This window comes from Nonomuraea sp. NBC_00507 (genome assembly GCF_036013525.1).
Classification (GTDB): domain Bacteria; phylum Actinomycetota; class Actinomycetes; order Streptosporangiales; family Streptosporangiaceae; genus Nonomuraea.
In genome coordinates this window covers 942,645-965,046 of the sequence record NZ_CP107853.1, presented here as the reverse complement: position 1 = coordinate 965,046, position 22,402 = coordinate 942,645, and the positions used below count along the sequence as shown (strand labels likewise).

Sequence of the window (22,402 nt, the reverse complement as noted above, 5' to 3'; positions counted from 1 at the left end):
GGAAGCTATATTGGTGTCCATGGAACATCGGCAACCGCTGGACCGCGTGGCCCGCATCCAGGCCGACTGGCGCCGCGAACGTCCCGACGTTGACGTCTCCCCACAGGGAGTGATCGGCCGGCTGCACCGCCTGGCCGACCAGCTCACCGAGAGACTCTGCCTCGTCTACGGCCGCTACGGTCTCAGCGAGGGAGAATTCGACGTCCTGTGCGCCCTGCGCCGCGCCGGTGAGCCCTACGAACGGGCCCCCGGCGAGCTCGCCGCACACACCATGGTCACCACCGGCGCGATGACGAAGAGGATCGACCGCCTGGAGCGAGCCGGACTCGTCACCCGCCGCCGTTCCCAGGGCGACCAGCGTGGCCGGATCGTCGCCCTCACCAGACCTGGGCGCGAACTGATCGACCGAGCCTTCACCGAGCACATGCGCAACGAGCGCGACCTGCTGGATCTGCTGACGCCCACAGAGGCCGAGACGCTCGAAACACTGCTCACGACCTGGCTCTCCCGCATGGAGCATTCGCGCCCTCCCAGCAGCGGGTGATCCGTTGTCAGGCGCCAGGCGTGCGTGGCGCTGGGCCACCTGGTGCCCGGCCTGGCTTGCCGCGCAGCCGTACACCCGTGTTTGGTAGGTGGTGCAGAGCGCGGGGAAGCGCTTGCGGAGGCTCGGGCTCACCGGAGAAGCACCGTACGATGACACATCATGCCGTCGGGAGGGTAGGGGTCCGTGTCCGATGACCGCGCATGGCACCGGGATCCCCGCGGAGGTGCGCACCACCGGCGGGCGCCAGGTGCGAGCGGTTCGCCCCACGCTGCCAGGGCGGTGTCCCGCCGTGATCGGACGGGCTGGTGGCTGGCCGGGGCGTTGGTCCTCACGTTCACGGTCGCGGTCGCGGCCACGCTCTACGTGGTGACCGGGCGTGAGAGCGCGCCGACGTCGGCGAGGGCTCCGTCGAAGGCTCCGTCGGACGCGCCGGCGGGGTGGCGGCTGGTCTGGGCGGACGAGTTCGACGGTCCCGCCGGGCCGCCGGATCCGGCGAAGTGGAATCTGGTCGACGACCATCTCGGCTACAACAACGAGCTGGAGTACTACACGCCGCGCAACGCGGTCGTGGACGGCCAGGGCCGGCTGGTCATCACCGCCCGGTCCGACGACGCGGGCGCCCACGACTGCAGCCCCCGCGTGTGCGCGGCCACCTCCGCCCGGTTGTTCACGGCGGGGAAGTTCGTCCAGCGCTACGGGCGGATCGAGGCCCGCATCAAGCTGCCCAGAGGTCAGGGCATGTGGCCGGCCTTCTGGGCGCGGCGCTCTCCGCAGGGCAGCGGGCGCGGGGAGATCGACATCATGGAGCACCTCGGGCGCGAGCCGGACACGGTCCACGGCAACCTGCACGGGGAAAAGGGCTACGACGCGCTCAACTCCTACCGGCTGCCCGACGGTGGCAGGTTCGCCGACGACTTCCACACCTTTGCCGCCGACTGGTATCCCGACCGCATCTCCTTCCTGGTCGACGGCCAGGTCTACGCCACCGAGCACAAGGCGGACGCCCCGCCCGGCGGCTGGGACTTCGACGTGCCCTACTACCTCCTGCTCAACCTGGCCGTCGGCGGCGACTGGCCCGGCCCGCCCGACTCGACGACCCGCTTCCCGCAGCAGCTGATCGTGGACCACGTCCGCGTGTACGCCGCCGCTACCGATCCGCCGCGCTGACCTCGGCACGCCGCCCGGGGGCGAAGGCGGCGATCAGCACGCCCACTCCCAGCAGCAGGGACAGGCCCTGCGCGAGCGTCCAGCCGAGGGCCGCGGCGGTCAGCCCGTACGGGAGCAACGCCGCCACCAGGCCCAGCACCAGGATCGCGTTGGCGCCGTTCATGAAGACGTACGCGCCGGTGCGGTCCCTGCTGATCAGGATCGTGTCCACCAGATAGTTCCCCGCGCCGACCAGCGCCGCCAGGGCCAGGACCCGCAGCGTCTCCGCCGCCTGCGCCGAGTAGGCGTCCCCGAACACCCGCAGGATGTACGGCGCCCCGACCACGATCACCGCGACGGCGGGGACGAGCAGGCCGTAGATCCCCACCACGGCCTTGCGCAGGTACCGGCGCAGCGAGATCCGCTGCGCCTCGGCGAACAGCACCTGCGCGCTCGTCGAAGGGATGAAGGTGAGGAACGCCGCCACCTGGAAGGCGATCGCGAAGTACGCCGCCGCTTGTGGCCCCTGGGCGGCCAGCACCTCCAGCGGCACGACGGTGCTCGGTAGCATGCCGAGCGCGGTCGCCAGGTAGCCGGCGGTGGAGAACGGCAGGTACCGCCGCAGCAGCTCCATCGGCCGTGCGCGGTCTGCGGCGCGGCGCAGCCGGGGCCACAGCGCCGCCCCGCCGAGCAGGCAGGCGAGCAGTGCGCCGCCGCCGTAGGCGAGGACCAGGCCGGTGAACCCGAGCGGGACCAACGGCAGCAACGCGCCCACCTTCAGCACGGTGCCCGCCAGGTTCTTGGCCAGCAGCGCCGCGGTGCCCCGGACCGCCACCAGCCCCGCGTCCAGCGTCCCGCCCACCGCGGTGACCATCACCAGGACGGTGACCAGCGTGATCGTCCCCGGCTGCCGGATCAGCTCCGGACCGCCGGGCAGCAGCGGCGCCAGGATCAGCAGCGACAGCAGGGCGAGCACGCCGCCGATCGCGCCGACGGCGGTCACGGCGATCGCCGCCAGCCGTCGCGGGTCGTCGGCCTTGACGAGATGGCGCAGCAGCGTGGTGGGCAGGCCGAGGGCGGCGACGGTGGACAGCAGGTTGACGCTCGCGGTCACGGCGGTCAGCCAGCCGACGGCCTCGACCGGGTAGTTGCGCGCCGCCAGCGTGAAGAACGCGAAGCCGCCGGCCGCGAGCAGCACCGTGTTCGCCAGCAGCAGGAAGGTCCCGCGGACCAGGACGTTGCGGAACAGCGAGCGGACACGCTCCCGCATCGGCCCACCTGCGGCGTCGAGGCTCACGCGCTCCCCCATCCGATCGAGGCGCACGCGTTCCCCTGTCTGCCCGCCCCGATCCCGCAAGACGGTGGCGTAGCCGTTGCGGGTCGCGCGGGCGATCTCGGTCCAGCCGACACCGTTCACGTGCTCCAGCGCCGCTGCCGACATCGCCGCCAACGTCGCCGCGTCCCAGCCCGCCGCCGCCCGCAGGGCCGCGGTGAGCCCGGTGACGCCGCCGCGGTAACCGGCCAGGGCGGCGGCCGGCAGCCCCGCCAGGGCGGGCAGCGCGGGGACGATCAGTGGCCTGCCGTGGGCGAGCGCGAGCAGCGCGCTGCCGCTGGTGGTGATCTCGCGGAACGGCAGCACGACGACTTCGGCCTCCGCGAACAGCCCCGCGACGTCCTCGTCGCGCACCCGCCCGAGCCGTAGGTCGACGCGATCGTCGGTAACGGCCGACGCCTTCAGCCGGGCCGCGAGCGCCGCATCCGGGCATGATCCGGCGATGACGAGGCGCACGTCCAGCCCGCAGGGCAGCGCCGTGAAGGCCGCGAGCAGGTCCTCGACCCCCTTGTACGGCTCGATCCGCCCGAAGAACAGGAACGTGCGGGGCCCGCCCGACCGGCCCGGCGGCGGCAGCGGTGGTGCGGGGAAGGGGCCGTGCGGGATCACGGCGGCCTTGGACGGCACCGCGTCCAGGGCCGCCAGCCGGTGCAGCGCCGTCGAGTGGTGGGCGATCACGAGGTCGCAGTGCCGTACCAGAGTGCGCCGGGCGGCGGCGTCGTCGGCGAAGACGGGCCGGTGCGGCAGCACGTTGTGCGCGGTCCACACCAGCCGCAGGCCGAGCAGCCGCACGACGCCGAGCACGGCGGCGAACCACAGCTGCGCCGGCCACCGCATCCAGGCCCCGCCAGGCAGCGCGAACTTCCACACCCAGTGCAGGTGCACGATCCGGGCCCCGGCCAGCCGCCGGACGGCCAGCTCGGCGGGGAGCAGCAGGAGATTGAGCGTGTGGGAGAAGGTCAGCTCGCCCAGGTAGTGGACGCGGACGCCGGTCCGGCGTAACTCGCCGTGCAGCAGGTCCTGGTACGGGTTGCTGTCGCGGGGGAAGACCAGCACCTTCATCGGCCGGCGCGACCCCGGGGAGCGGCGAGTTCGGCGAGCACGCCCGCGCCGTACGCCAGGTGGTCGGCGAGGACCCGCACCGGACCGTTGTGCCGGTTGCGCCAGGCCGGCACCAGCAGCAGCGCCGGGTAGAGCGGGAACCACAGGGTCAGCGGCAGGCCGAGCAGGAAGAGGGGATACGCCACGACCATCGGCTCCCGGCGCAGCAGGTGCGCCCGGCGGCCCCGGTGCTTGAGGTAGAGCCGGGCGCGCGCCTTGCCGTAGACGTAGGAGCGGCGGAGCTGCCGGCGGCGGTCCCCCCACTCGTGGGTGACGACCGCGTCGCCAGCGCTGCGGATGCGGTGCCCGGTGTCCTGGACCCGCCAGCTGAAGTCGACGTCGGAGCCGTACCCGAACGTCTCGTCGAAGCCGGCGACCCCGTCGAAAACCTCCCGGCGCACTGCGAGGTTGCCGGTGCCGCACTCCGGGAGGTAGCGGGCGGCGGCGCGGCGCCGGGCGTCGGCGTCGTAGAGGCTGCCGTGCCCCTCGGGGCCGGTGACCAGCCCCGACACGACGCTCTCGCCCTCGTCGATGATCGGTGTGACGAGACGGCGCAGCCAGTCGCCCTGAGGGAGACAGCCCGCGTCGGTGAACACGACGATCTCGCCCTTGGCAGCGCGCACGCCGGCGTTGCGCTGGTGCGGGATGGTCACGCGCACGCCCGGCGGCGGGGTGAAGACCGTCCACCGCACGTGCGGGTGGGCGGCGGCAACGGCGTCGAGCCGGCCTTCTGAGGCGTCCACGACGATGATCTCGTACGGCAGGCCGGCGGACTCGGCCGCGGCGGTGACGCCGTCGAGGGTGCCGTCCAGCGCGGGCTCGTCCTTGCTGATGATGACGATAGAGATCATCGGTGGAAGACCTTCGTGACTCCGCTCGTGTAGACGAGATCGTAGTGCGCCTCGATGAAGCCGGTCGGGAACGCGTACAGGGCGAGCTGGTTGTCGAACAGCGACCTGGCGCGGCCGACGGCGGTGTTGGTCCAGCTCGCGTACACCCAGGCCCGCCGGTCCAGGGTCAGGGGGGTGATGTCGGTCTGGATCCGCCGCCCCGGCCCGAGCTCGGCGAACAACCGCAGTTGCGCGTACCGGTCGGCGTAGAGGCGGTCGGGCGAGCCGCGTGCCGCCTCTTCGAGCCAGCGCGCCCCCGCCAGCTCGGCCTCGTACATGCAGAACCGCTCGCAGTCCTCGCCGCGCGCCGAGAGGTTGGTCGCCCGCTCCCCGCCGAGCAGCACGTTGTCCAGGCCGCTGCCGGTCGTGAAGGTGACGACGACAGCCGCTCCCGCCAGCCCGTACACGGTCCGGCGGAGCGGGGCGGGGAATTTGGCCGCCGAGACGCGGTGCAGCAGCCAGAACATGGCGATGGTGACGAGCGTCAGCGCCTGCAACTGGGCGCGGCTCTGGTTGTACGCGGCCGCGAGGGTGCCGGAGAAGCGCAGCAGCACCAGGGCGGCGAGCATCGGCACGGCCAGCACGCCGATCCGCCGGACCAGCCACGACGAGTGGCGGCGCACGGCCATGACCAGGGCGCCGATCAGGCCGAGCAGGTTCGCCAGCTGCTGGACCAGCAGCACGCCGAGGTCGAGCGACGCGCTCACCGCCGGCGCGACCTTCGGGGGGACCGGCACCCCCGCGTCCCCGAGCGCCCATCGGGCATCGTCCGCGTCGGCGGCAGGCGTCACGGCGGCCTTGGGCGGACGGTATTTGGGCACCACCCGCTTGGCGTAGAGGTACGTCGGGATGCGCGTCACGTCGGTGCCCCGCAGGTAAGCGGACAGCAGCGTCCCGGTGGTCTCGGCGCCGGGCAGCAGCCGCAGGCCCTCGGAGCTCAGCGCGGTGCGGAACTCGCCGATGTTGGCCGTCGACCGGGTGATCGGAACGTACCAGAGCACCCCGGCGAGCAACCCGGGCACCAGCGCCGCCACGACCGCCCGCGGCGCGATCCGCGGCCGCCGCAGCGCCCACAGAGCGGCCTGCAGGACCAGTGCCCCGCCGAGCATCACGGCAGTGAAGTACGCGGTCGTGTAGTGCGAGACCACGATGCCCGCCCCGAACAGGCACAACAACGCGCTCTTGGGGAAATGCCGCAGCCGGGCGTCGAGCAGGGCCCCGCACAGCGCGGCGAACAGCAGCATGGCGATCTCCTGCCGGGCCAGCGCCGGGAACTGCTGGGACAGCGCGCCCTGCGCCGTCACGAACGCGGCGGCGGCGAACGCCCACTGGCCCGGCAGGAAGCGCCTGGCGAGGTGGAAGATCCCGACGGGGAACATCGCGAAGATCGCCGGGTAGACGACCTTGAGCACCAGCAGGACCGGCAGCCCGGTCAGCGCGTGCAGCTCGGCGGGGAGAACGGTGATGCTGAGCATCGCCCCGTACGCGTCGGGGTGGGGGCCGGTCACCCAGATCCCCGAGGTCGCCGTCTCCTGGGCCACGGCGTACTCGGAGGCGATGTCGAACCCGTAGACCAGCTCGCCGCGGAGCGCATACGACCACATCATGGCCAGCGAGACGGAGTACAGCAGCACGGCCGGCCGTCCGGTCCCGAGCCGCCCGGCTCGGACGATCCCGAAGGCCAGCACGAGCACGCAGCCGGCGACGGCCGCGATCGCCACCTCGGGGCCGTACCCGTGGTTGAGCCGCAGCGCCCCCGCCGCGGCGAGCAGCGGCAGCAGCAACGGCAGCGACAACCACCCGGCAGAGGGCAGAGACCGCCACGGGACGGCCGTCTCCTGCGGCGCCCTCACGCTGGCGAGGAACAACCCCAGGCAGACCAGCATGAGCCCGGCGAGCAGCGGCCCGGGCCGGAGCGGCGCCCCGGGGTCCGAGCCGGGGCCGAACACCGCGTCGAGGACGGCGCCGTCGACCAGCGGCACGAGCAGGGTGACCGCGAGGCCGGACACCATGAGCACGATCAGCGACGCGGCCGGCACGTACAACGGGAACGCCGCCAGCCGGTGGCCCGGCACCCGCAACGCCCGTAGCAGCAGGCGTCCGGGCACGATCAGCAGCAGCGGCACGAGCAACAGCTGGGCCGCCCACAGCTGGCGCACCTGGGTCAACCCGACGATCAGGACGAGGGCCGCGCCATACAGCACCAGACGCCTGTCCTGCTCGCGGACGGTCACGTGCTCTGCCCTCCGCCCCGTCCGGTCCTGTCCTCGGCGAACATGCGGCGGAAGGCCCACAGACCGTGCAGGAAGCCGACATTCTCGCACGCTTCCTGGGCGAGCCGGAGGTACGGGTCGGCGAGCGCCTCGATCCTGCCCGTCACCGCGTTCCGCAACCCCACCGGGTAGAGCAGCAGTGGCAGTAGCACCGGCACGACCGCGACCGCCGGCCACCGGACGGCCGCGACGGCGAGGCCCGCGACGAGGACCGGCCAGGGGAACACCGTCGGCCGGACCGCGGGCCACTTGTGGTACTGCATCGCGGCGCCCCGCCCGTACGCCAGGCTGCGGCGCAGCATTCCGCGCACCGTGGGTGTGTACCGGTGCGCGACCGGCGCGTCGGGGACGAAGACCATCCGCCCCGGCCGGTCCCGTCGGAGCCTGCGGGACAGGTCCTCTTCCTCGGCCGCGTACCGGAACCTGGTGTCGAACCCGCCCGCGGCCAGCAGCCGCTCCCGCTCGAACGACATGTTGCCGCCGCTGAAGGCGTAGACGTCCCGCCGCCCGCGGGCCGCCTCGGCCGTCGCCCACTGCCGCCGCAGGTACAACCACAGCCGGTACGGCAGCGCCGTGCTGACGGTGAGCTCCAGCTCCAGCGGCTCGTGCCGGTTGTTGCGTTCGAGGAACCGCGGCAGGAAGCCGTCCCCGGTCACCGGCACGATCGGACCGCCCACGCCGGCGACGCCCTCTTCGGCATAGCCGCCCAGCAGCAGCTCGGCCCAGCGGGGGCCGGGCTCGCAGTCGTCGTCGAGGAAGGCCACGACCGGCCCCTTCGCGGCCCGCAGGCCGGTGTCGCGTGCCGCCGCCGTGCCGCGGTTCGTCTCGTGGCGGATGACCGTGACCCCGTGGCCGCGCGCGACGTCCCCGGTCCCGTCCAGGGACGCGTCGTCGACGACGATGATCTCCAGGTCGGCGTGGGTGGTCTGGGTCGCCAGCGCGTCGAGGGTCCGCCCGAGGCGGGTCGCGCCGTTGTAGGAGCAGATGACGACGGACAAGCTAGGGGACATCGGGACGGTTCCCGGGGATGCGGGCGAGCGGGCTGCGAACGGCCTCGTACACGGCGATCGTCCGCGTCGTGACCGTGCTCAGGTCGGTGCTCAGGTCCGTGTTCAGGTCGGTGTCCGGCGTGCCCGAGTCCGGCACCATGTCCGGCGTGCGCGCGACGCCGCCTCCCCCCGGACCGGTCGCGAGGAGGTCGGCGATCGCCGCGGCCAGCCGGTCAGGGGCGCCAGGGGGGACCGCCCACGGGGAGCCCTCGAACAGCTCGGCCAGCCCGCCCACGGTGGTCGCGATCACCGGTACGCCGAAGGCGCGGGCCAGGTTGGCCACCCCGCTCTGCTCGGCGTCGCGGTACGGCAGCACCACGGCCTCCGCCGCGGCGAACCAGGCCGCGATGTCGCCGTCGGGCACGTAACCGGTGAACACGAGCCGGTCGCGCAGCCCGTGCCGGCGCGCCAGGCGGCGCACCATCGCCTGGTGCAGGTGGTCGCGTGCCTCGAACACTCGGAACGGGCCGTGCCGCCGCCGTACCGCACCGGCGACCACGACCCGCACCGCGCCCAGCGTCGCGGGCGGCAGCGTCGCGATTGCCCGCACCAGGTCGTCGAGCCCCTTGCTGACGTGGATGTGGCCGAAGGCCAGGAGCAGGCGGTCGTCACCCAGCCCGAAGCGGGCCCGCAGGCCGGCGGCGGTGCCGGTCGCGGACGGCGGCGGCGCGGAGAAGTGCGGGACCACCGTGGCGTAGCCGTCCAGCCCGAGAGCGCCGAGCGTGTCCCGCGCCGCCCGCGTGTGCACGATGAGCCGGTCGCAGCCCTGCGCGAGGTGCCGATACAGCGCCCTCCCCGGCCCGCGCAACAGCGCCGTGTCGCGGTTGACCTCGTGCAGTGTGGCCACCGCCGGGACCCCGGGGCCGGCCAGCCAGCGCGCCACGGCCAAGGTACGGGCGCCGAACGCGGGCACCGCGAACTGCACGTGCACCACGTCCGGCCGGAACCTGGCCACGGCCGCACGCAGCGGCGCCACCCCACCGCCCAGCGCGCCGATGACCTCCTCGGGCGCGTCAGGATGCGGGCGGGCGGCGACCACCGCGACCTCGTGGCCGCGTTCGCGCACGGCGCGGGCGAGCACGTGGGTGTAGGTCCCGATGCCGTCGCGGGCCGGCGGGTAAGGGCTGACGTAGAGGATCCTCACGGCAGCATCGCCTTCACCACGTGGGAGGCGATCGAATCCAGGGCGTACTCGCCGACCCACGGCTCCGCCGGCGCATCGTCCGCGGGCCCGTCGAGGGCGTCGGCCAGGGCTGCGGCGAACGCGTCCAGCGTGTGCTCGCAGACGATCCCCCGCCGGCTGCGCCGCACCAGATGCTGGGCCAGATTGTCCCTGGCCGAGGTGGTCACCACCGGCACGCCGCAGGCGATCGCCTCCAGCACGGCGATGCCGAACCCCTCCCTGGTGGACGGGAAGGCGAACACCCGGCCCGCCTTGACCAGCGAGTACACGTCCTTCTGCTCGCTGACGTCGTGCCGGAACTCCACGGCGTGCGCGATGCCGAGCCGTTCGGCCTCCTCGCGCAGCGTGTCGCGCTCCGGGCCGTCGCCGATGATCCGGCAGGTGACCGCGCGGCCGCGCTCCCGCAGCCGGGCGATGGCGGCGAGCAGCAGGTCCAGGCCCTTGTGCCGCATCAGCCTGCTCACCACGACCAGGTCGGTGCGCTGCTCGTGCGGCGCGGCCTGGTTCACCCCGTCGAGGTCGACCCCGTTGGGTGCGATCGTGATCGGGGCCTGCTCGCCGAGCTCAGCCCGCAGCCGCCGGGCCGTCTCCGGGGAGACGGCGATGATGCGATCGGGCGCCCGCATCGCCAGCCGCTCGATCCACCACGCCGGCCGCCAGCCGACGCGCATGCTGTAGCGCCAGTACTCGGGGCCCCACACCTCGTGCCAGGTCGCGATCAGCGGTTTGCGGCGCAGGGTGGCGACCAGGCGCAGCGGCAACAGGTGCAGGAACGGGATCTGGTCGACGTTGAGCACGTCGAACCGATGCCGCAGCAGCCGGAGGCAGGCCACCGCGAAGACCAGCGCCTGCCAGGTGGAGCGGACACCGTGCCGGTACATCGGCAGCAGCGGGGAGATCGCGTGGAACGTGACGCCGCCCTCGGTGCGCACCCGGGGACCGTGCCACCAGCGCATGGTGAACACGTGGAGGTCGGCGTGCGGCGTGAAGTGCTCGTACAACTCGTGGTAGCGGATCTCCCTGCCACCGAAGCTGTACGGGTGGATGGCATCGGTGACGAGTGCCACCACGGGCCGTCTGGGCACGCGCCTACCCCTCGTCGATGTCCGCGGAGCAGGCGGCGCGGAACGCGATGGCCTCGCCGCCTTCCAGCAGGACCCCGAGAGTGATCGGGCCGGGCTCGCACAGCGCCTTCGTGGGCGGCCTGATCGTCACCGGCTGACCGTCGGCCAGGGTCACCCGCCCGCTGGCGACGGTGCGGGTCCTGCCGGACTCGGTCAGGCGTACCGACCAGCCGTACTCGCGCTGCCGCCCGGTGACGTTGCGGATGGTGAAGGAGGGCGGGACCAGGAACGACGTGGCGGGCACCCGGGCCGGCAGCGCCTGGGGGGCGGCGAACGCCAGCTCGGTGTACCCGGCGGGCGCGCCGGCCAGCCCGGCCGTGAGGAGCAGGTGGCGCCCCTGCTCGGTCTGCGCGCCGAGCGCGGCCACGACGACCGCGCCGAGCAGGGCGGCAGTCGTTAAAGAGGTGAAACGGGGAAATAATCGCGTCATTTACGGCGTGACTTCACCATGATGCCAATGGGATGGTTGATCCTAATGGCACGGAAGAGGCGGGTGCCCCAAAATGACGGTCGCAACGGTACAAACGTTATTAAGGACCGTTCCAATCCGTAGATTTCGGCATTGCGGCGAAGGGTGTGCTCAGCGCTGGCGGTACACCCGTACCCAGTCGACGACCATCCGCGCCGGGAAGCGCGTCGTGGTGGTCGGGTTTCCCACCCAGCTGCCACCCACCTGCAGGTTGAGGATCAAGTAGAAGGGCTCGTCGAACGGCCAGCCGGGATAGCGCGGGTATTGGGCGTACGGCTTGCCGTCCACCCACCAGGTGATGCTCTGGGGCGTCCAGTCGACGCCGTACACGTGGAAACCGGCGTCCAGCCGCTCCGGCAGGGTGATCTGGCCGCCGCCCTTGCGGCCCTTGGAGTGGGTGTAGGCCCTGACGAGATGGGTCTCGTGGCCGCGGTTCTCCATGATGTCGATCTCGCCGTACGTCGTGGAGCCCGAGCGGCCGGCGTCACTGCGCTTGAGCCAGAACGCCGGCCACAGCCCCTTGCCGAGCGGCAGCTTGATGCGCGCGGTGAACCGCCCGTACGCCTGGTCGAAGGTCTTCCTGGTCTCCAGCCGGGCGGAGCTGTAGTCGCACGGGCCGTACCAGCAGGCCGGCCGGTCCGCGGCCCGCGTCCGTAGCCCGGAGATGACCAGGCGGCCGGAGCCGTCCTGCACCGCGTTCGCCGGGCTGTAGTAGTGCAGCGCCTTCCGGTTCGACCAGCTCGTGCCGGACAGGGCGGTCCACTTGGCGGGCCGGCCCCGCCCGTTGAACTCGTCGGACCAGCTCAGTTTCCAGGAGGCCTCGGGCAGCGCCAGCGGCGGAGGCTCGATCGACTGTGCTGGCGGCGTCGTCGCCCCGTTCCGAGCCCCGTCCGATGGCGTCTCACCGATGGTGCGCACCCCTGCCGCGCTGGCCGCGACCACGGTGGCGCAGATCGCCGCGGCGAGGATCCAGGTGCGGAAACGGGCCGGGCCGTTAGCCGCCGTCATCGGGCCGGCTCGCGCTCGGACTTCGTTTCGTGGCGCTTCCCATAAATAATGACTTCCGGCGAGGGGCTCCGTCCTGGCCGGGACAATACCAAAGGGAGAGGCTGCGGTGACCGGAGGTGGTTGGAGGAGCGAGACGGGCGATCCCGACGGTTCGCCCGAGCAGGTGAACGAGCGGCTCTCCCAGCCGTCACCGCCACCGGACGAACGGATGTCCCAGCCGTCGTCACCACACGACGAACGGCTCTCCCAACCCTCATTACCGCCGGTCGAACGCTTCTCGCAGCCCTCGTCACCGTTCTCTCAACCGTCGTTGCCGTCGCTACCGTCGGTGCCACCGACCACCGAGCTGACCGACCCCGACGTCAGCTACCCGGCGACGGACCCGATGCCTCCGGGCCGGCAGAAGCGCTTCCGTTCGCTGCTGATCGGCGGCGCCTCCGTCACGTTCGCGATCGTCGTGGCGGGCGGTGTGCTGGTGGCCTCCCGCCAGAGCGACGAGCCGGCGGCCGCGGAGCTGGCCGGCAGCCTGTTCGCGGCGGGCCCGGCCGGCAGCGGCGACGGCCAGCAGCTGGAGCTCAATGGGGTCGCCGCCATGGGCACCACAGTGGTGATCGCGGGCGGCGAGGACGCCGACTCCGGCTACCGGACCGGGTTCTTCCTGTCCAAGGACGCGGGCCGCAGCTTCGCCCGCGCCCAGGTGCGGACCGCGAAGGGCGAGCCGCCCGCCGCCGGCGAGGTCCCCCGCCACCTCGCCGCGGGCCCCGCGAGCTCCGCGAGCTCCGGCGGCTGGGTCGCGCTTGGCGACCGCGTCGGCGGCACCGTCGTCTGGACGAGCCCCGACGGCGCGGCCTGGACCCGCCAGCCCGACGCCACCGCCAGCCTCGCCTTCGGCCCGCGCGACCAGGTCGCCGACGTCGCGTGGACCGGAAACGGCTTCACCGCCGTGGGACGGACCTCGGACAAGGGCGACTTCACCGACGCCTCCCCGGTGGTGTGGCTGTCCCGCGACGGCCGGAGCTGGGAACGCCGGGCCGGCTGGCGGCTCCACCCGCCGACCGGCGGCACCCTTGCCCTCACCGATGTGGCGAGCGTCAAGAACGCCATCGTGGTCCGCGGCGAGAGCTCCATCAAGCCGTACGACATCACCTGGCGCTCGACCGACGCCGGCAACACCTGGCAGGCGTTCGCCGTCCCGGGCAAGTCCCGTAAGCCGGAGCTGACCTTCGCCGCGACCGCGACGACCATGCTCGCGGTGCGCCAGGACGGCTCCCACGCCACCACCTACACCTCGCCCGACGGCGTGCGCTGGACGACGGCGGCGAAGATCGACGTGCCGGGCTTCCGGCGCCTGTTACGGCTGACCGCCACGTCCCAGGCCGCGGTCGCCGCGATCGAGACCGACAGCGGGATCCGGCTGGTCCGCAGCACGGACGGCCGCTCCTGGCAACCCGCCGGCACGACGGCCGACGGCACCGAGGTACGCGACGCGGCCGCGGCCGCGGACAACACCGTCGTGGTGGGCGCCGACGCGGCCCACGGAGGCACGGGCGCCCTCCTCGCGGTACGCGACAAGGCCGGGAAGGACGTCCCCACCGGCCTCCCGAACACCACCGGGAGCGGCAAGGTCGTGGACGCGCTCGGCACGGCCGACGGCCGGGTGGTCGCGGTCGGAGGCGCCAACGGGGAGGCCGCCGTCTGGACCTCCGCGGATGGGGGCACCTGGGGGCGCATCCAGGACAAGGAGAAGGCCCTGACCGGCCAGGGGCGGCAGCGGCTGACCGGCCTCACGCCCGGCTTCGCCGGCTGGCTGGCGGTCGGGTCGAGCGGCCGGACGCCGGGCCGTCCCCTGGTCGTGACCTCGGCGGACGGCGAGAGCTGGCGGCGGGCCGACGGCGTGGCGGCGTTCCAGCCCGACGGCACGAAGGCGCTGATCGCCCGCGGCGCCGCCGCCGGCCCGGACGGCTACGTGATCGTGGGTGAGGACGGCTTCGGCGCGGGCACCTGGTGGTCCCCGGACCTCAAGACCTGGGAGCGCGGCATCCCGGCGGGCGAGGACAACCTCGTCGGCACGCCGACGACCAGGCGGTGGATGCACTCCGTGACCAGCGGCATGTTCGGCTTCGTCGCCGCCGGCGGCGTGACCGACCCCAATGCCTACGGCGGCGTCTTCATCCGCCGCCCCACCGTGTGGATCTCGCCGGACGGCCGCAAGTGGTCGCTGGTACGCCTGCCGATCCCGGCCGGCGTCAACGAAGGCTGGCTGACCCACATCGCCTCCCACGACGACGTCCTGGTGACCGCCGGTACGGCCGTCACCGGCAACGGGACGGGCACGGCCGCGTTCGGGTACGCGTCGGTCGACGGCGGCCGGAGCTGGCAGCCGATCTCACTCCCGGTGGTGGCCGGCGAGCAGTCCAGCGTCACCGCCGTGGCCGCGACCCCGCAGGGCTTCGTCGTGGCCGGCACCGTGGGCAGGCCCGGCGACGTGGTCATCTGGACCTCGGCGGACGGCCGCTCCTGGAAGCCGGAGCAGCCGCGCGGCATCGGCATGTCCGGCCCGGGCGACCAGCGGCTGACCGCGTTCACCACGGTGGAGGGCGAGCTCGTCGGCGTGGGTTCCACGGCCACCGGCCAGGGCGACGAGCCGACCGTCTGGCGGCGCCCGCTGTCCTCGGACGCGACCGCAGGCACTCCGTAGTGCGGTCTCAGCACGGAACCGGCACTCCCTAGCGCGTGCCCCACACTCCCAGCGCGGGACCGGCGCTTTCTAGCGCGTGCCCCACACCCTCAGCGTGGCGTCACCGGCAACCCCGGTGACGGTCGTGCCGTCCCGGCTGAACGCCACCGAGTAGACCCAGTCGGCCGGCCCGTCCAGCTCGCCGATGCCGCGTCCGCTCGCCACGTCCCACAGCCGTACCTTGCGGTCATAGCCGCCGCTGGCCAGCGTCTTCCCGTCCGGGCTGAAGGCGACCGCGGTGGCCCAGCCCCGGTGACCGGCGAGCACGCTGCGCTCCTTGCGGGCGGCGACGTCCCACAGCCGGACGCTGCGGTCGGCGCTCGCGCTCGCCAGAGTCTTCCCGTCCGGACTGAAGGCCACCGAGAAGACCCAGTAGCGGTGGCCGGAGAGCACGGCGGCGGCCTCGCCGGTCGCCGGATGCCAGAGCCGTACGGTCCGGTCGTGGCCGCTCGTGGCGATCGTGGCGCCGTCCGGGCTGAACGCCACCGAGTCCACCCAGTCGGTGTGGCCGGCGAGGATCGCGGTGCCGTCGCCGGTCGCGGCGTTCCACAACCGCACGGTCTGGTCGCGGCTGGCGCTGGCCACGATCTTGCCGTCCGGGCTGAACGCCACCGACCCGACCCCTCCGGTGTGGCCGGTGAGCGTGCCCCTGCCACGCCCCGAGGGCAGGCTCCACAGCCGTACGGTCCCGTCGTCGCTCCCCGTCGCGAGCGTCTTGCCGTCCGGGCTGAACGCCACCGCGTGGACGCCCTTGGTGTGGCCGTCGAGCGAGGCGGTGACGCGGCGGGTGGCGGCGTCCCACAGCCGCACGGCCCCATTGGCGCCGCTGGTCGCGAACGTCTTCCCGTCCGGGCTGTACGCGACAGCGTAGGCGGGTTCCGGGGAGAGGGTCCGGGTCACCTCCGGCTGGATCACCGGCGTGGTAGGCCCCGGGACGACGGTGGGTCGCGTCACGACCGGGGGCGTCGCCGGCCCGGCAAGGGCGAAGTATGCCGCGCCCGTGGCGACGGCCCCGGCGGCCACCAGCCCGAGGGACGCGACGACCAGGGTGCGCCGCGACCTGAGACCGGCGCGAACGCGCGGACCCACCAGCGATTCCGTCGCCGAGACCATCCCAGCATCAGGGAACGACGCTCCGCCCGAGACCGGGGACGGACCCGAAAGCGAGGCGGGAACGGACTGCGACGACGAACCCGAGGGGAATGGCGGAGCCCACTGCGAGGACGGACCCGACGGCGAGGACGGACCCGACGGCGAGGACAAGCCGGGCAGCGAGGATGACCCCGCGAGCGACGGGGCGCCCGTCTGGGACGCGGTACCCTCGCCACCCCTCTCCTGCGGCAGCGTCCCGGCCGAGAAGAGGGATTCCTGACCCATCGCCTCCCGCGCCGGATTGGGCACGCCGTGGCCGAGCAGGTTGAACAGCAGGTCGGTTGCCGACGGCCGGGCCGCGGGATTCTTGTCCAGGCACGCCACCACCAGTGACCGCATCGGCTCGGTGAGCCCGGTGAGGTCCGGCTCCTCGTTGAGTATGCGCTGGAAGATGGCCGGGATGCTGTCGTTCCCGAACGGCGGCCGCCCGCTCGCCGCGTAGGCCATGGTGGCGGCCCAGCTGAACATGTCCGACGCCGCCGTCACCACGCCGGCGCTGAACTGCTCCGGCGCCATGTAAGCCGGCGTTCCGAGGATGTCGCTGCTCTCGGCCACCGTGGAGTCCAGGGCGCGCGCCAGCCCGAAGTCGATCACCCGGGGCCCGTCAGGACCGCAGACGACGTTGCTCGGCTTGAAGTCGCGGTGCACGATGCCGGCCTGGTGGATGGCGACCAGCGCGGTGACGGTGGCGACCGCCAGCCGCTCCAGCGCGTCGGGGTCGCGGACCCCCTGCGTGGCGATGAGCCGGCTCAGCGAGATGCCCTGAACGTACTGGCTGACCACGTACGGCTGGTCCCCGCTGGTGTCGGCGTCCAGCACCCGGGCCGTGCAGAACTGACGTACCTGCCGGGTCGCGGCGATCTCCTGGAGGAACCGCTCGCGGGCCTGGGGTTCCTCCGACAGCCGGGCGTGCAGCACCTTGATCGCGACGACCTGGCCCTCGGGCGACTCTCCGATGTAAACGGTGCCCTGGCCGCCCGCGCCCAGATAGCCCGTCAGCCGGTAAGGACCCACCTGGCGCGGGTCGGTCGGCCGCAGAGGACTGAAACTGGGCACACGTACCTTCCCCAAGAAGGATGCTCAGCAGAATGATGGCGCAGGGACGCTTACGCACGAAATCCAGCGCTAAAAGCCTACTCGCATAAGGCGCACATCCGGCCTCCCGCAGCAACTCGGCCGCCGATCGTTGATCTTGACGGCTTGTGGTGATATAGGTGGATTGGTGCGATTCCAAGGTGCGGCGGTGACAGCCCGCCGGTTCCGCCGGTAGCGGTGGGACGACTCGGTGTGATTCCGGGCCACGCGGTGACACCCCGCCACCTCTCGGGCCTTGCTCACGGCCCCTGACTCCTTCGTGTGGCGAGGATCGTCCTTGCCGCTGTCGAGAGGTGGTGCCGGATGTTCACCGGGCACATTCAGGAAGTCGGAACGGTGGTGGCCGTCAACCATGCGCGTATCGCGGTCAGAGCGCCCAAGGTCACCGCGAGCGGGCTGGGTTCGATCTGCCTGAACGGCGTCGGGCTGATGATCGCCCAGTCCGGGCACGAGACGGACGTGCTGGAAGCCAGGCTCACGGCCGAGACCCGCCGCAGATCGACCCTCGACCAGATTCGGCCCGGCACGCGGGTCAACGTGGAGGCGCCCTTGGCGCTGGGCGACCCGCTGGGTGGTCACCTGGTCCAGGGCGCCGTGGATGGCGTGGGCAAAGTCGTGAGAGTCGACGACGGGGGCGGCACACGGCGGCTGTGGATCAAGCCGCCGGAGCGTTTCCTCCCGCTGGTCGTCTCTAAGGGGCAGATCGCGGTCGACGGCGTCAGCCTGACCGTCGCCGAGGTGTCGCGTGACCGTTTCTCGGTGGCGCTGATCCCCATGACGTTGGGGGCCACCACGCTGGCGGAGTTGTCGGCCGGCGATCGCGTGAACCTGGAGTCCGATCTGCTCGCCCGCCTGGTGCGGCGCTGGCCGTCGGACCCGGGGCGGGCGGTGGGCGAGGTAGTCGCGGCGCTGCCGTGGGCGGGACGGGTTTCGGGCGGGCAAGGCGTGCAGAAGGCGCTGGCGCAACTCGCGTCCGGAGGAGCCGTGGTGATCTGGGATCCCGACCGGGAGGGCGAGGGCGATGTGGTGTTCGCGGGGGCGCGGTTGCGGCCGGATGCGTTCACCTTCCTGCTCACCCAGGTCTGCGGTCATCCGACCGTGCCGTGCGCGCCCGAGGTCCTGGATCGTCTGGAGATCGGACCCATCCCTGGACCCGGTGATCGGCATGGCACCCGGCCGCACGTCCCGGTGGATCTGGCCGCCGGGACCGGTACCGGGGTGTCGGCGGCCGAACGCGCCGCGACCGTACGCCGCCTGGCCCATCCGGAGTCCAGGCCGGCCGACTTCCTCCGGCCGGGTCATGTCTTCCCGCTGGCCGCACGCCCTGGAGGGCTCGCCGAGCGCGCCGGTCACACCGAGGCCACCATCGCCCTGTGCGTGGCGGCCGGGCTACCGCCCGTCGGGGTGTGCTGTGAGGTCATGAACCCCGACGGAACCATGGCCAAGGCCGCCGAGCTGGAGGTGGCCGCGCTGCGCTGGGGTCTGCCGCTGCTCGACGTGGACGACCTGAGGAAGCACCTGTGATCACGGCGGGCCGCGACCTGTATGACGATCCCCACTTCTTCGAGGGCTACCGTCTGCTCAGGGATTCGGGTGCCGGGATCAACGACGCCATCGAGATCCCGGCCATGAGCCGCATGCTCCCTCCCGTGGCGGGCGCCGCCATCGTCGATCTGGGCTGCGGAGCTGGCGCGCTCGCCCACCGGCTGGCCGACGCGGGAGCGGCGCACGTTTTGGCGGTGGACTCCTCCCAGCGGATGCTGGCGCTGGCCACCCCGCATCCGCGAGTCCGCTACCTGCACGCCGACCTGAACGAGCTCACGCTGCCCGCCCGCTCCGCCGACCTGGTCGTCAGCAGCCTCGCCCTGCACTACGTCGCCGACTACCCGGGACTGGTCCGGCGCGTCGCACACTGGCTGCGACCGGATGGACGGTTCATCTTCTCCATCGAACACCCCATCTGCACCGCCGCCGATCCGATGACCGGCTGGCGGAAAACCGGCAAGGACACGCTCTGGCCCGTCGACGACTACGCCTCCGAAGGGCCTCGAACCCAGAACTGGATCATCGAAGGCGTGGAGAAACACCACAGGCAGGTGGCCACCCTGATCGGCGGCCTGCTCGACGCCGGCCTGGAACTGACCGATATCGACGAACCCGTCCCCGGCCCCGCCACTCTCCAGAGCCATCCTCACCTGGCCGAACATCTCAGACGCCCGCCGCTGCTGCTGCTGGGAGCCCGGCGCGGGCACGTCGATCCCGCCGACGGAGAGGAATGACGAGGTTCATGAACGCCAACCCGTACCAGACGATCGGCTTCGGCTACTCCCGCCAGCGTCCCCCCGGCTCCGCGCCGGTCATCCAGGGATACGCCGAGTGTCTCCCGTTCCCCGACCAGTCGTTCGACGCCGCGATGGCCATTCTCACCGTCCACCACTGGACCGACGCGACCGCGGGCCTCGCCGAGATGCGCCGGGTATCCGGCCGGCAGGCGGTCTGCTGCCGAACGCGACCTGAGCGCCAAGGTAGCTCTGCGTGATGATGGTGGTGACAGTGCTCTGATCTTGCTGGTGCGGGAGGCCGGTGCGGCGCAAAGGCCGGCACAGATGAGGCCGGCGCACTCTCGTCCGTAGTCGGAAGGAGCCGAGGCGTGGGAGGGAACGCGATGATCGCGGTCGACGTGATGGACGGCATCGGGGTCGTGCGACTGGCCCATGGCAAGGTCAACGCCCTGGATCTGGAGCTGTGCCGGACGATCGAGCAGACAATGCGCGATCTGGACGACCAGCGGGGACCTGTGCGGGCCGTGGTGGTGACCGGAGCCGGACGGGTGTTTTCGGCGGGCGTCGACCTCAAGCGCGTCGTGGACGGCGGCGCCGCGTACGTGGCGGAGTTCCTGCCCGCGCTCAGCGGTGCCTTCCGATCCGTCTTCGACCTGGGCAAGCCGGTGGTCGCCGCGGTCAACGGGCACGCCATCGCCGGTGGCTGCGTGCTCGCCGCAGCCTGCGACCACCGGATCATGGCCTCCGGGAGCGGCACGATCGGGGTTCCCGAGCTGCGGGTCGGGGTGCCATTCCCGCACTCGGCGCTGGAGATCATGCGATTCGCGCTGGGCCCGGTCGGCGCCCGCCGTGCGATCTTCGACGGTGCCAACCACGAGCCGGACGCGGCCCTGGCCCTGGGCCTGGTCGACGAGCTGAGCGACCCGGACGCCCTGCTGGATCACGCGATGGCCGTTGCCGGCCGGATGGCCACCGACATCCCGGCCGACACCTTCCGCTGCACCAAGGCGCAACTCCGGCAGGAGGTGAACGAGCGGCTCGACCGTGTTACGGAGCGGGCCACCGTGGAACTGTGGACGACGGCGGCAACCGACGGCCGGATCCGGGCCTTCATGAACCGGACAGTAGGCCACTCAGCCGACGGCACCTGAGGAGGGGTCTCCGTCACCGTGGCAGCCATGGACGCGGCCGTCGTCGACCTGGCCCTGATCAGCGCCTGGTACGGGCCGGAAGGCACGCTGATCTCCAACGACGAGGTGGCCACCTTCGTCGCCGAGTCAGGCGGGCGCCTGGCCGGGGTCGCCTCCGTCGACCTGCGCAAACCGATGGCGGCCATCCGCGAGCTCCGGCGGGCGGTCACCGAACTGTCCAACTCAGCTTTCGAAACGCCCCCCATGGCCGGGTGCCGTACGTGGGGCGGCCAGGGCCGGGCGTCCCTGCGGCAACCAAGAGCGCGCGCACGTGGGCACGCCAGAAGCCGTACGCGCCGGTTTCGAAGCGGGAGCGGCCCACTTCCGAGCCGAGCACCAGATGCCGGTGGTCCTCCAACAGGCGCACCATGGCCGCGTAGAAAACGGCCAACCGTTCGGCGGGCGGCGCGCCCGGGCCCAGCGGCGGCTCGCCGCGCAGCAGCCGCTCCTGCAACTCCCGCTCGTGCTCGTCGAGCAGCGCGACGGCGATTGAGGCCCGGTCCGGGTAGCGGCGGTAGAGCGTACCGCGGCCCACGCCGGCCTTCTTCGCGATGTCGTCCATGGTCACGTCGTGCGGCGCCTTCTCGGCGAAGAGTACGGCGGCCGCCTCCAGGATCCTGGCGCGGTTGCGCGCTGTGTCGGCTCTCTCCATACCCTGCATTGTATCTGGACGGTGTGTCCGGTTATATTTAAGTGGACATCATGTCCACATATCTGGAGAGATCATGTTGCTGCACCTCGACGCCAGCGCCCGCCGGACGTCGTTCTCGCGACGGTTGTCCCGCGTGTACGCCGACACCTGGCGAGCGGCCGAGCCGCACGCCGGGTACGTCTACCGCGACCTCGCCGCGCAACCCGTGCCACACATCGGCGAGGCGTGGACGGAACTGTGCGACCACATCCTGGAACAGGAGATCACCGACATCTCGCGTTACCGGGAGGCAGCCCGCACCCCTGCCCAGCGTGAGGCGTGGGCCATCGTGAAACCGCTACTGGATGAGGTGGTAGCGGCCGAGATCATCCTGATCGGCACGCCGATGTACAACTATTCGATCCCGTCGTCGCTCAAGGCCTGGCTCGACCAGATCACCTTCCCAAAGATGTCGCTGGCCGGGCGATCTTTCGTGATCACCAGCGCGCGCGGCGGCGCTTACGGCCCGGGCACGCCACGCGAACCGTACGACCACCAGGAGCGCTACCTGCGCGACTTCTTCAAGGGTCACTTCCGTGTGGAGGACGTGACGTTCATCCACGCCGAGTTGGTCAACGCCCGTCTCGACCCGGCGCTGGCCCACCTGCGTGACCGGCACGAGGAGTCGCTGGCCGCGGCGCTCCAGGAGGCGGCCCGATGAACTGGCTGATCCTGCTGCTCGCCGGGCTCGTCGAGGTGGCCTGGTCGCAAAGCATCAAACCGACGCACAACTTCACCCGGCCGATCCCCACCGTGGTCTGCCTGGCCCTGATGGCCGCCGCCGTCTGGCTGCTGTCGCAAGCCATGAACACACTGCCGGTCGGCACCGCCTACGCCGTCTTCACCGGTATCGGTGCCGTCGGCGCGATCACGCTCGGCATCGTCCTCAACGACGACCCCGTCTCGGTCAGCAGGATGGCGGCGCTCGCCCTGATCGTCGGCGGGATAGCGCTGGCCCGGGTCACCACCTGAACCAGTGACAGCACAGCAGAGGCAGGTTTTGGGCGCAAATGGGTGGAGAAGTCTCTCCAGATCCACACCGGAGACCTTGAGCCGGCCCGCGGCTTGTTCTGGCACGCAGCTCCCGGAACCGACCCGAGTGAGGGCGTCTTCGCGCACTACGGCTTCACCGGGA

At 72.2% G+C, this 22,402-nt stretch carries 19 protein-coding genes; 9 read left to right on the top strand and 10 right to left on the bottom strand.

Features of this window, described 5'->3' with window-relative positions:
* The first annotated feature begins 19 nt into the window (after positions 1-19).
* Entirely contained in the window at positions 20-544 is a 525-nt protein-coding gene (locus OHA25_RS05030; protein WP_327586434.1) for a MarR family winged helix-turn-helix transcriptional regulator, read from the top strand.
* 279 nt (positions 545-823) lie between these two features.
* Entirely contained in the window at positions 824-1,711 is an 888-nt protein-coding gene (locus OHA25_RS05025) for a glycoside hydrolase family 16 protein (protein WP_327586433.1), read from the top strand.
* Here OHA25_RS05025 and OHA25_RS05020 read toward each other — a convergent pair.
* The 8 genes from OHA25_RS05020 to OHA25_RS04985 all read right to left on the bottom strand — a co-directional run bounded on the left by OHA25_RS05020 (position 1,692) and on the right by OHA25_RS04985 (position 12,120).
* On the bottom strand, positions 1,692-4,085 hold the full coding sequence (locus OHA25_RS05020; protein WP_327586432.1) for a glycosyltransferase: 2,394 nt from the start codon (positions 4,083-4,085) through the stop codon (positions 1,692-1,694). The two genes, OHA25_RS05025 and OHA25_RS05020, sit on opposite strands and share 20 nt — an antisense overlap.
* A complete protein-coding gene (locus OHA25_RS05015) occupies positions 4,082-4,975 on the bottom strand; it encodes a glycosyltransferase family 2 protein (protein WP_327586431.1) in 894 nt (297 codons plus the stop codon). Before OHA25_RS05015 ends, OHA25_RS05020 begins: the two co-directional genes overlap by 4 nt.
* Positions 4,972-7,248, bottom strand: a complete 2,277-nt coding sequence (locus tag OHA25_RS05010; RefSeq protein ID WP_327586430.1) for a hypothetical protein — start codon at positions 7,246-7,248, stop codon at positions 4,972-4,974. The genes OHA25_RS05015 and OHA25_RS05010 overlap by 4 nt, the downstream gene beginning before the upstream one ends.
* The gene (locus OHA25_RS05005) at positions 7,245-8,297 is read right to left on the bottom strand and encodes a glycosyltransferase (protein WP_327586429.1); all 1,053 of its coding nucleotides are present in this window, start codon (positions 8,295-8,297) and stop codon (positions 7,245-7,247) included. Before OHA25_RS05005 ends, OHA25_RS05010 begins: the two co-directional genes overlap by 4 nt.
* Positions 8,287-9,480, bottom strand: coding sequence for a glycosyltransferase (locus OHA25_RS05000; protein WP_327586428.1), 1,194 nt, complete (start codon positions 9,478-9,480; stop codon positions 8,287-8,289). Before OHA25_RS05000 ends, OHA25_RS05005 begins: the two co-directional genes overlap by 11 nt.
* Complete coding sequence (locus OHA25_RS04995; protein ID WP_327586427.1) at positions 9,477-10,604, bottom strand: glycosyltransferase; 1,128 nt, start codon at positions 10,602-10,604, stop codon at positions 9,477-9,479. The genes OHA25_RS05000 and OHA25_RS04995 overlap by 4 nt, the downstream gene beginning before the upstream one ends.
* 4 nt (positions 10,605-10,608) lie before the next feature.
* Positions 10,609-11,073 carry a hypothetical protein gene (locus tag OHA25_RS04990; protein ID WP_327586426.1) on the bottom strand — a complete coding sequence of 155 codons (465 nt, stop codon included), beginning with the start codon at positions 11,071-11,073 and terminating at the stop codon, positions 10,609-10,611.
* Between the two features lie 150 nt (positions 11,074-11,223).
* Positions 11,224-12,120 (bottom strand): glycoside hydrolase family 16 protein, encoded by an 897-nt coding sequence (locus OHA25_RS04985; RefSeq protein ID WP_327586425.1) that lies wholly within the window; start codon positions 12,118-12,120, stop codon positions 11,224-11,226.
* 328 nt (positions 12,121-12,448) lie between these two features.
* On the opposite strand from OHA25_RS04985, the gene OHA25_RS04980 reads away from it, so the two are divergent.
* Positions 12,449-14,818 (top strand): hypothetical protein, encoded by a 2,370-nt coding sequence (locus tag OHA25_RS04980; RefSeq protein WP_327586424.1) that lies wholly within the window; start codon positions 12,449-12,451, stop codon positions 14,816-14,818.
* A 69-nt stretch (positions 14,819-14,887) separates the two neighbouring features.
* Here the strand turns inward: OHA25_RS04980 and OHA25_RS04975 are convergent, their stop codons facing one another.
* Positions 14,888-17,065 carry a WD40 repeat domain-containing serine/threonine protein kinase gene (locus OHA25_RS04975; protein WP_327586423.1) on the bottom strand — a complete coding sequence of 726 codons (2,178 nt, stop codon included), beginning with the start codon at positions 17,063-17,065 and terminating at the stop codon, positions 14,888-14,890.
* A gap of 342 nt (positions 17,066-17,407) precedes the next feature.
* Between OHA25_RS04975 and OHA25_RS04970 the strand changes: the two genes are divergently transcribed.
* The 4 genes from OHA25_RS04970 to OHA25_RS04955 all read left to right on the top strand — a co-directional run bounded on the left by OHA25_RS04970 (position 17,408) and on the right by OHA25_RS04955 (position 20,537).
* The gene (locus OHA25_RS04970; protein WP_327586422.1) at positions 17,408-18,628 is read left to right on the top strand and encodes a riboflavin synthase; all 1,221 of its coding nucleotides are present in this window, start codon (positions 17,408-17,410) and stop codon (positions 18,626-18,628) included.
* Complete coding sequence (locus OHA25_RS04965) at positions 18,625-19,383, top strand: class I SAM-dependent methyltransferase (RefSeq protein ID WP_327586421.1); 759 nt, start codon at positions 18,625-18,627, stop codon at positions 19,381-19,383. Before OHA25_RS04970 ends, OHA25_RS04965 begins: the two co-directional genes overlap by 4 nt.
* On the top strand, positions 19,380-19,643 hold the full coding sequence (locus tag OHA25_RS04960; protein ID WP_327586420.1) for a class I SAM-dependent methyltransferase: 264 nt from the start codon (positions 19,380-19,382) through the stop codon (positions 19,641-19,643). The genes OHA25_RS04965 and OHA25_RS04960 overlap by 4 nt, the downstream gene beginning before the upstream one ends.
* Positions 19,644-19,754: 111 nt before the next feature.
* The gene (locus tag OHA25_RS04955; protein WP_327586419.1) at positions 19,755-20,537 is read left to right on the top strand and encodes an enoyl-CoA hydratase/isomerase family protein; all 783 of its coding nucleotides are present in this window, start codon (positions 19,755-19,757) and stop codon (positions 20,535-20,537) included.
* Between the two features lie 205 nt (positions 20,538-20,742).
* Here OHA25_RS04955 and OHA25_RS04950 read toward each other — a convergent pair whose 3' ends face one another.
* Positions 20,743-21,228 (bottom strand): TetR/AcrR family transcriptional regulator, encoded by a 486-nt coding sequence (locus OHA25_RS04950; protein WP_327586418.1) that lies wholly within the window; start codon positions 21,226-21,228, stop codon positions 20,743-20,745.
* 73 nt (positions 21,229-21,301) lie between these two features.
* Here OHA25_RS04950 and OHA25_RS04945 point away from each other — a divergent pair, with 73 nt between their 5' ends.
* Positions 21,302-21,928 carry an FMN-dependent NADH-azoreductase gene (locus OHA25_RS04945; protein ID WP_327586417.1) on the top strand — a complete coding sequence of 209 codons (627 nt, stop codon included), beginning with the start codon at positions 21,302-21,304 and terminating at the stop codon, positions 21,926-21,928.
* On the top strand, positions 21,925-22,239 hold the full coding sequence (locus OHA25_RS04940) for a DMT family transporter (RefSeq protein ID WP_327586416.1): 315 nt from the start codon (positions 21,925-21,927) through the stop codon (positions 22,237-22,239). The genes OHA25_RS04945 and OHA25_RS04940 overlap by 4 nt, the downstream gene beginning before the upstream one ends.
* Positions 22,240-22,402 lie beyond the last annotated feature (163 nt).

Coding starts and splice junctions, on each gene's coding strand:
- OHA25_RS04960 (WP_327586420.1), top strand. CDS start 19,380: ATGACGAGGTTCATGAACGCCAACCCGTACCAGACGATCGGCTTCGGC.
- OHA25_RS04970 (WP_327586422.1), top strand. CDS start 17,408: ATGTTCACCGGGCACATTCAGGAAGTCGGAACGGTGGTGGCCGTCAAC.
- OHA25_RS05020 (WP_327586432.1), bottom strand. CDS start 4,085: ATGAAGGTGCTGGTCTTCCCCCGCGACAGCAACCCGTACCAGGACCTG.
- OHA25_RS04950 (WP_327586418.1), bottom strand. CDS start 21,228: ATGGAGAGAGCCGACACAGCGCGCAACCGCGCCAGGATCCTGGAGGCG.
- OHA25_RS04990 (WP_327586426.1), bottom strand. CDS start 11,073: ATGACGCGATTATTTCCCCGTTTCACCTCTTTAACGACTGCCGCCCTG.
- OHA25_RS05015 (WP_327586431.1), bottom strand. CDS start 4,975: ATGATCTCTATCGTCATCATCAGCAAGGACGAGCCCGCGCTGGACGGC.
- OHA25_RS04945 (WP_327586417.1), top strand. CDS start 21,302: ATGTTGCTGCACCTCGACGCCAGCGCCCGCCGGACGTCGTTCTCGCGA.
- OHA25_RS04985 (WP_327586425.1), bottom strand. CDS start 12,120: ATGACGGCGGCTAACGGCCCGGCCCGTTTCCGCACCTGGATCCTCGCC.
- OHA25_RS04940 (WP_327586416.1), top strand. CDS start 21,925: ATGAACTGGCTGATCCTGCTGCTCGCCGGGCTCGTCGAGGTGGCCTGG.
- OHA25_RS05005 (WP_327586429.1), bottom strand. CDS start 8,297: ATGTCCCCTAGCTTGTCCGTCGTCATCTGCTCCTACAACGGCGCGACC.
- OHA25_RS05030 (WP_327586434.1), top strand. CDS start 20: ATGGAACATCGGCAACCGCTGGACCGCGTGGCCCGCATCCAGGCCGAC.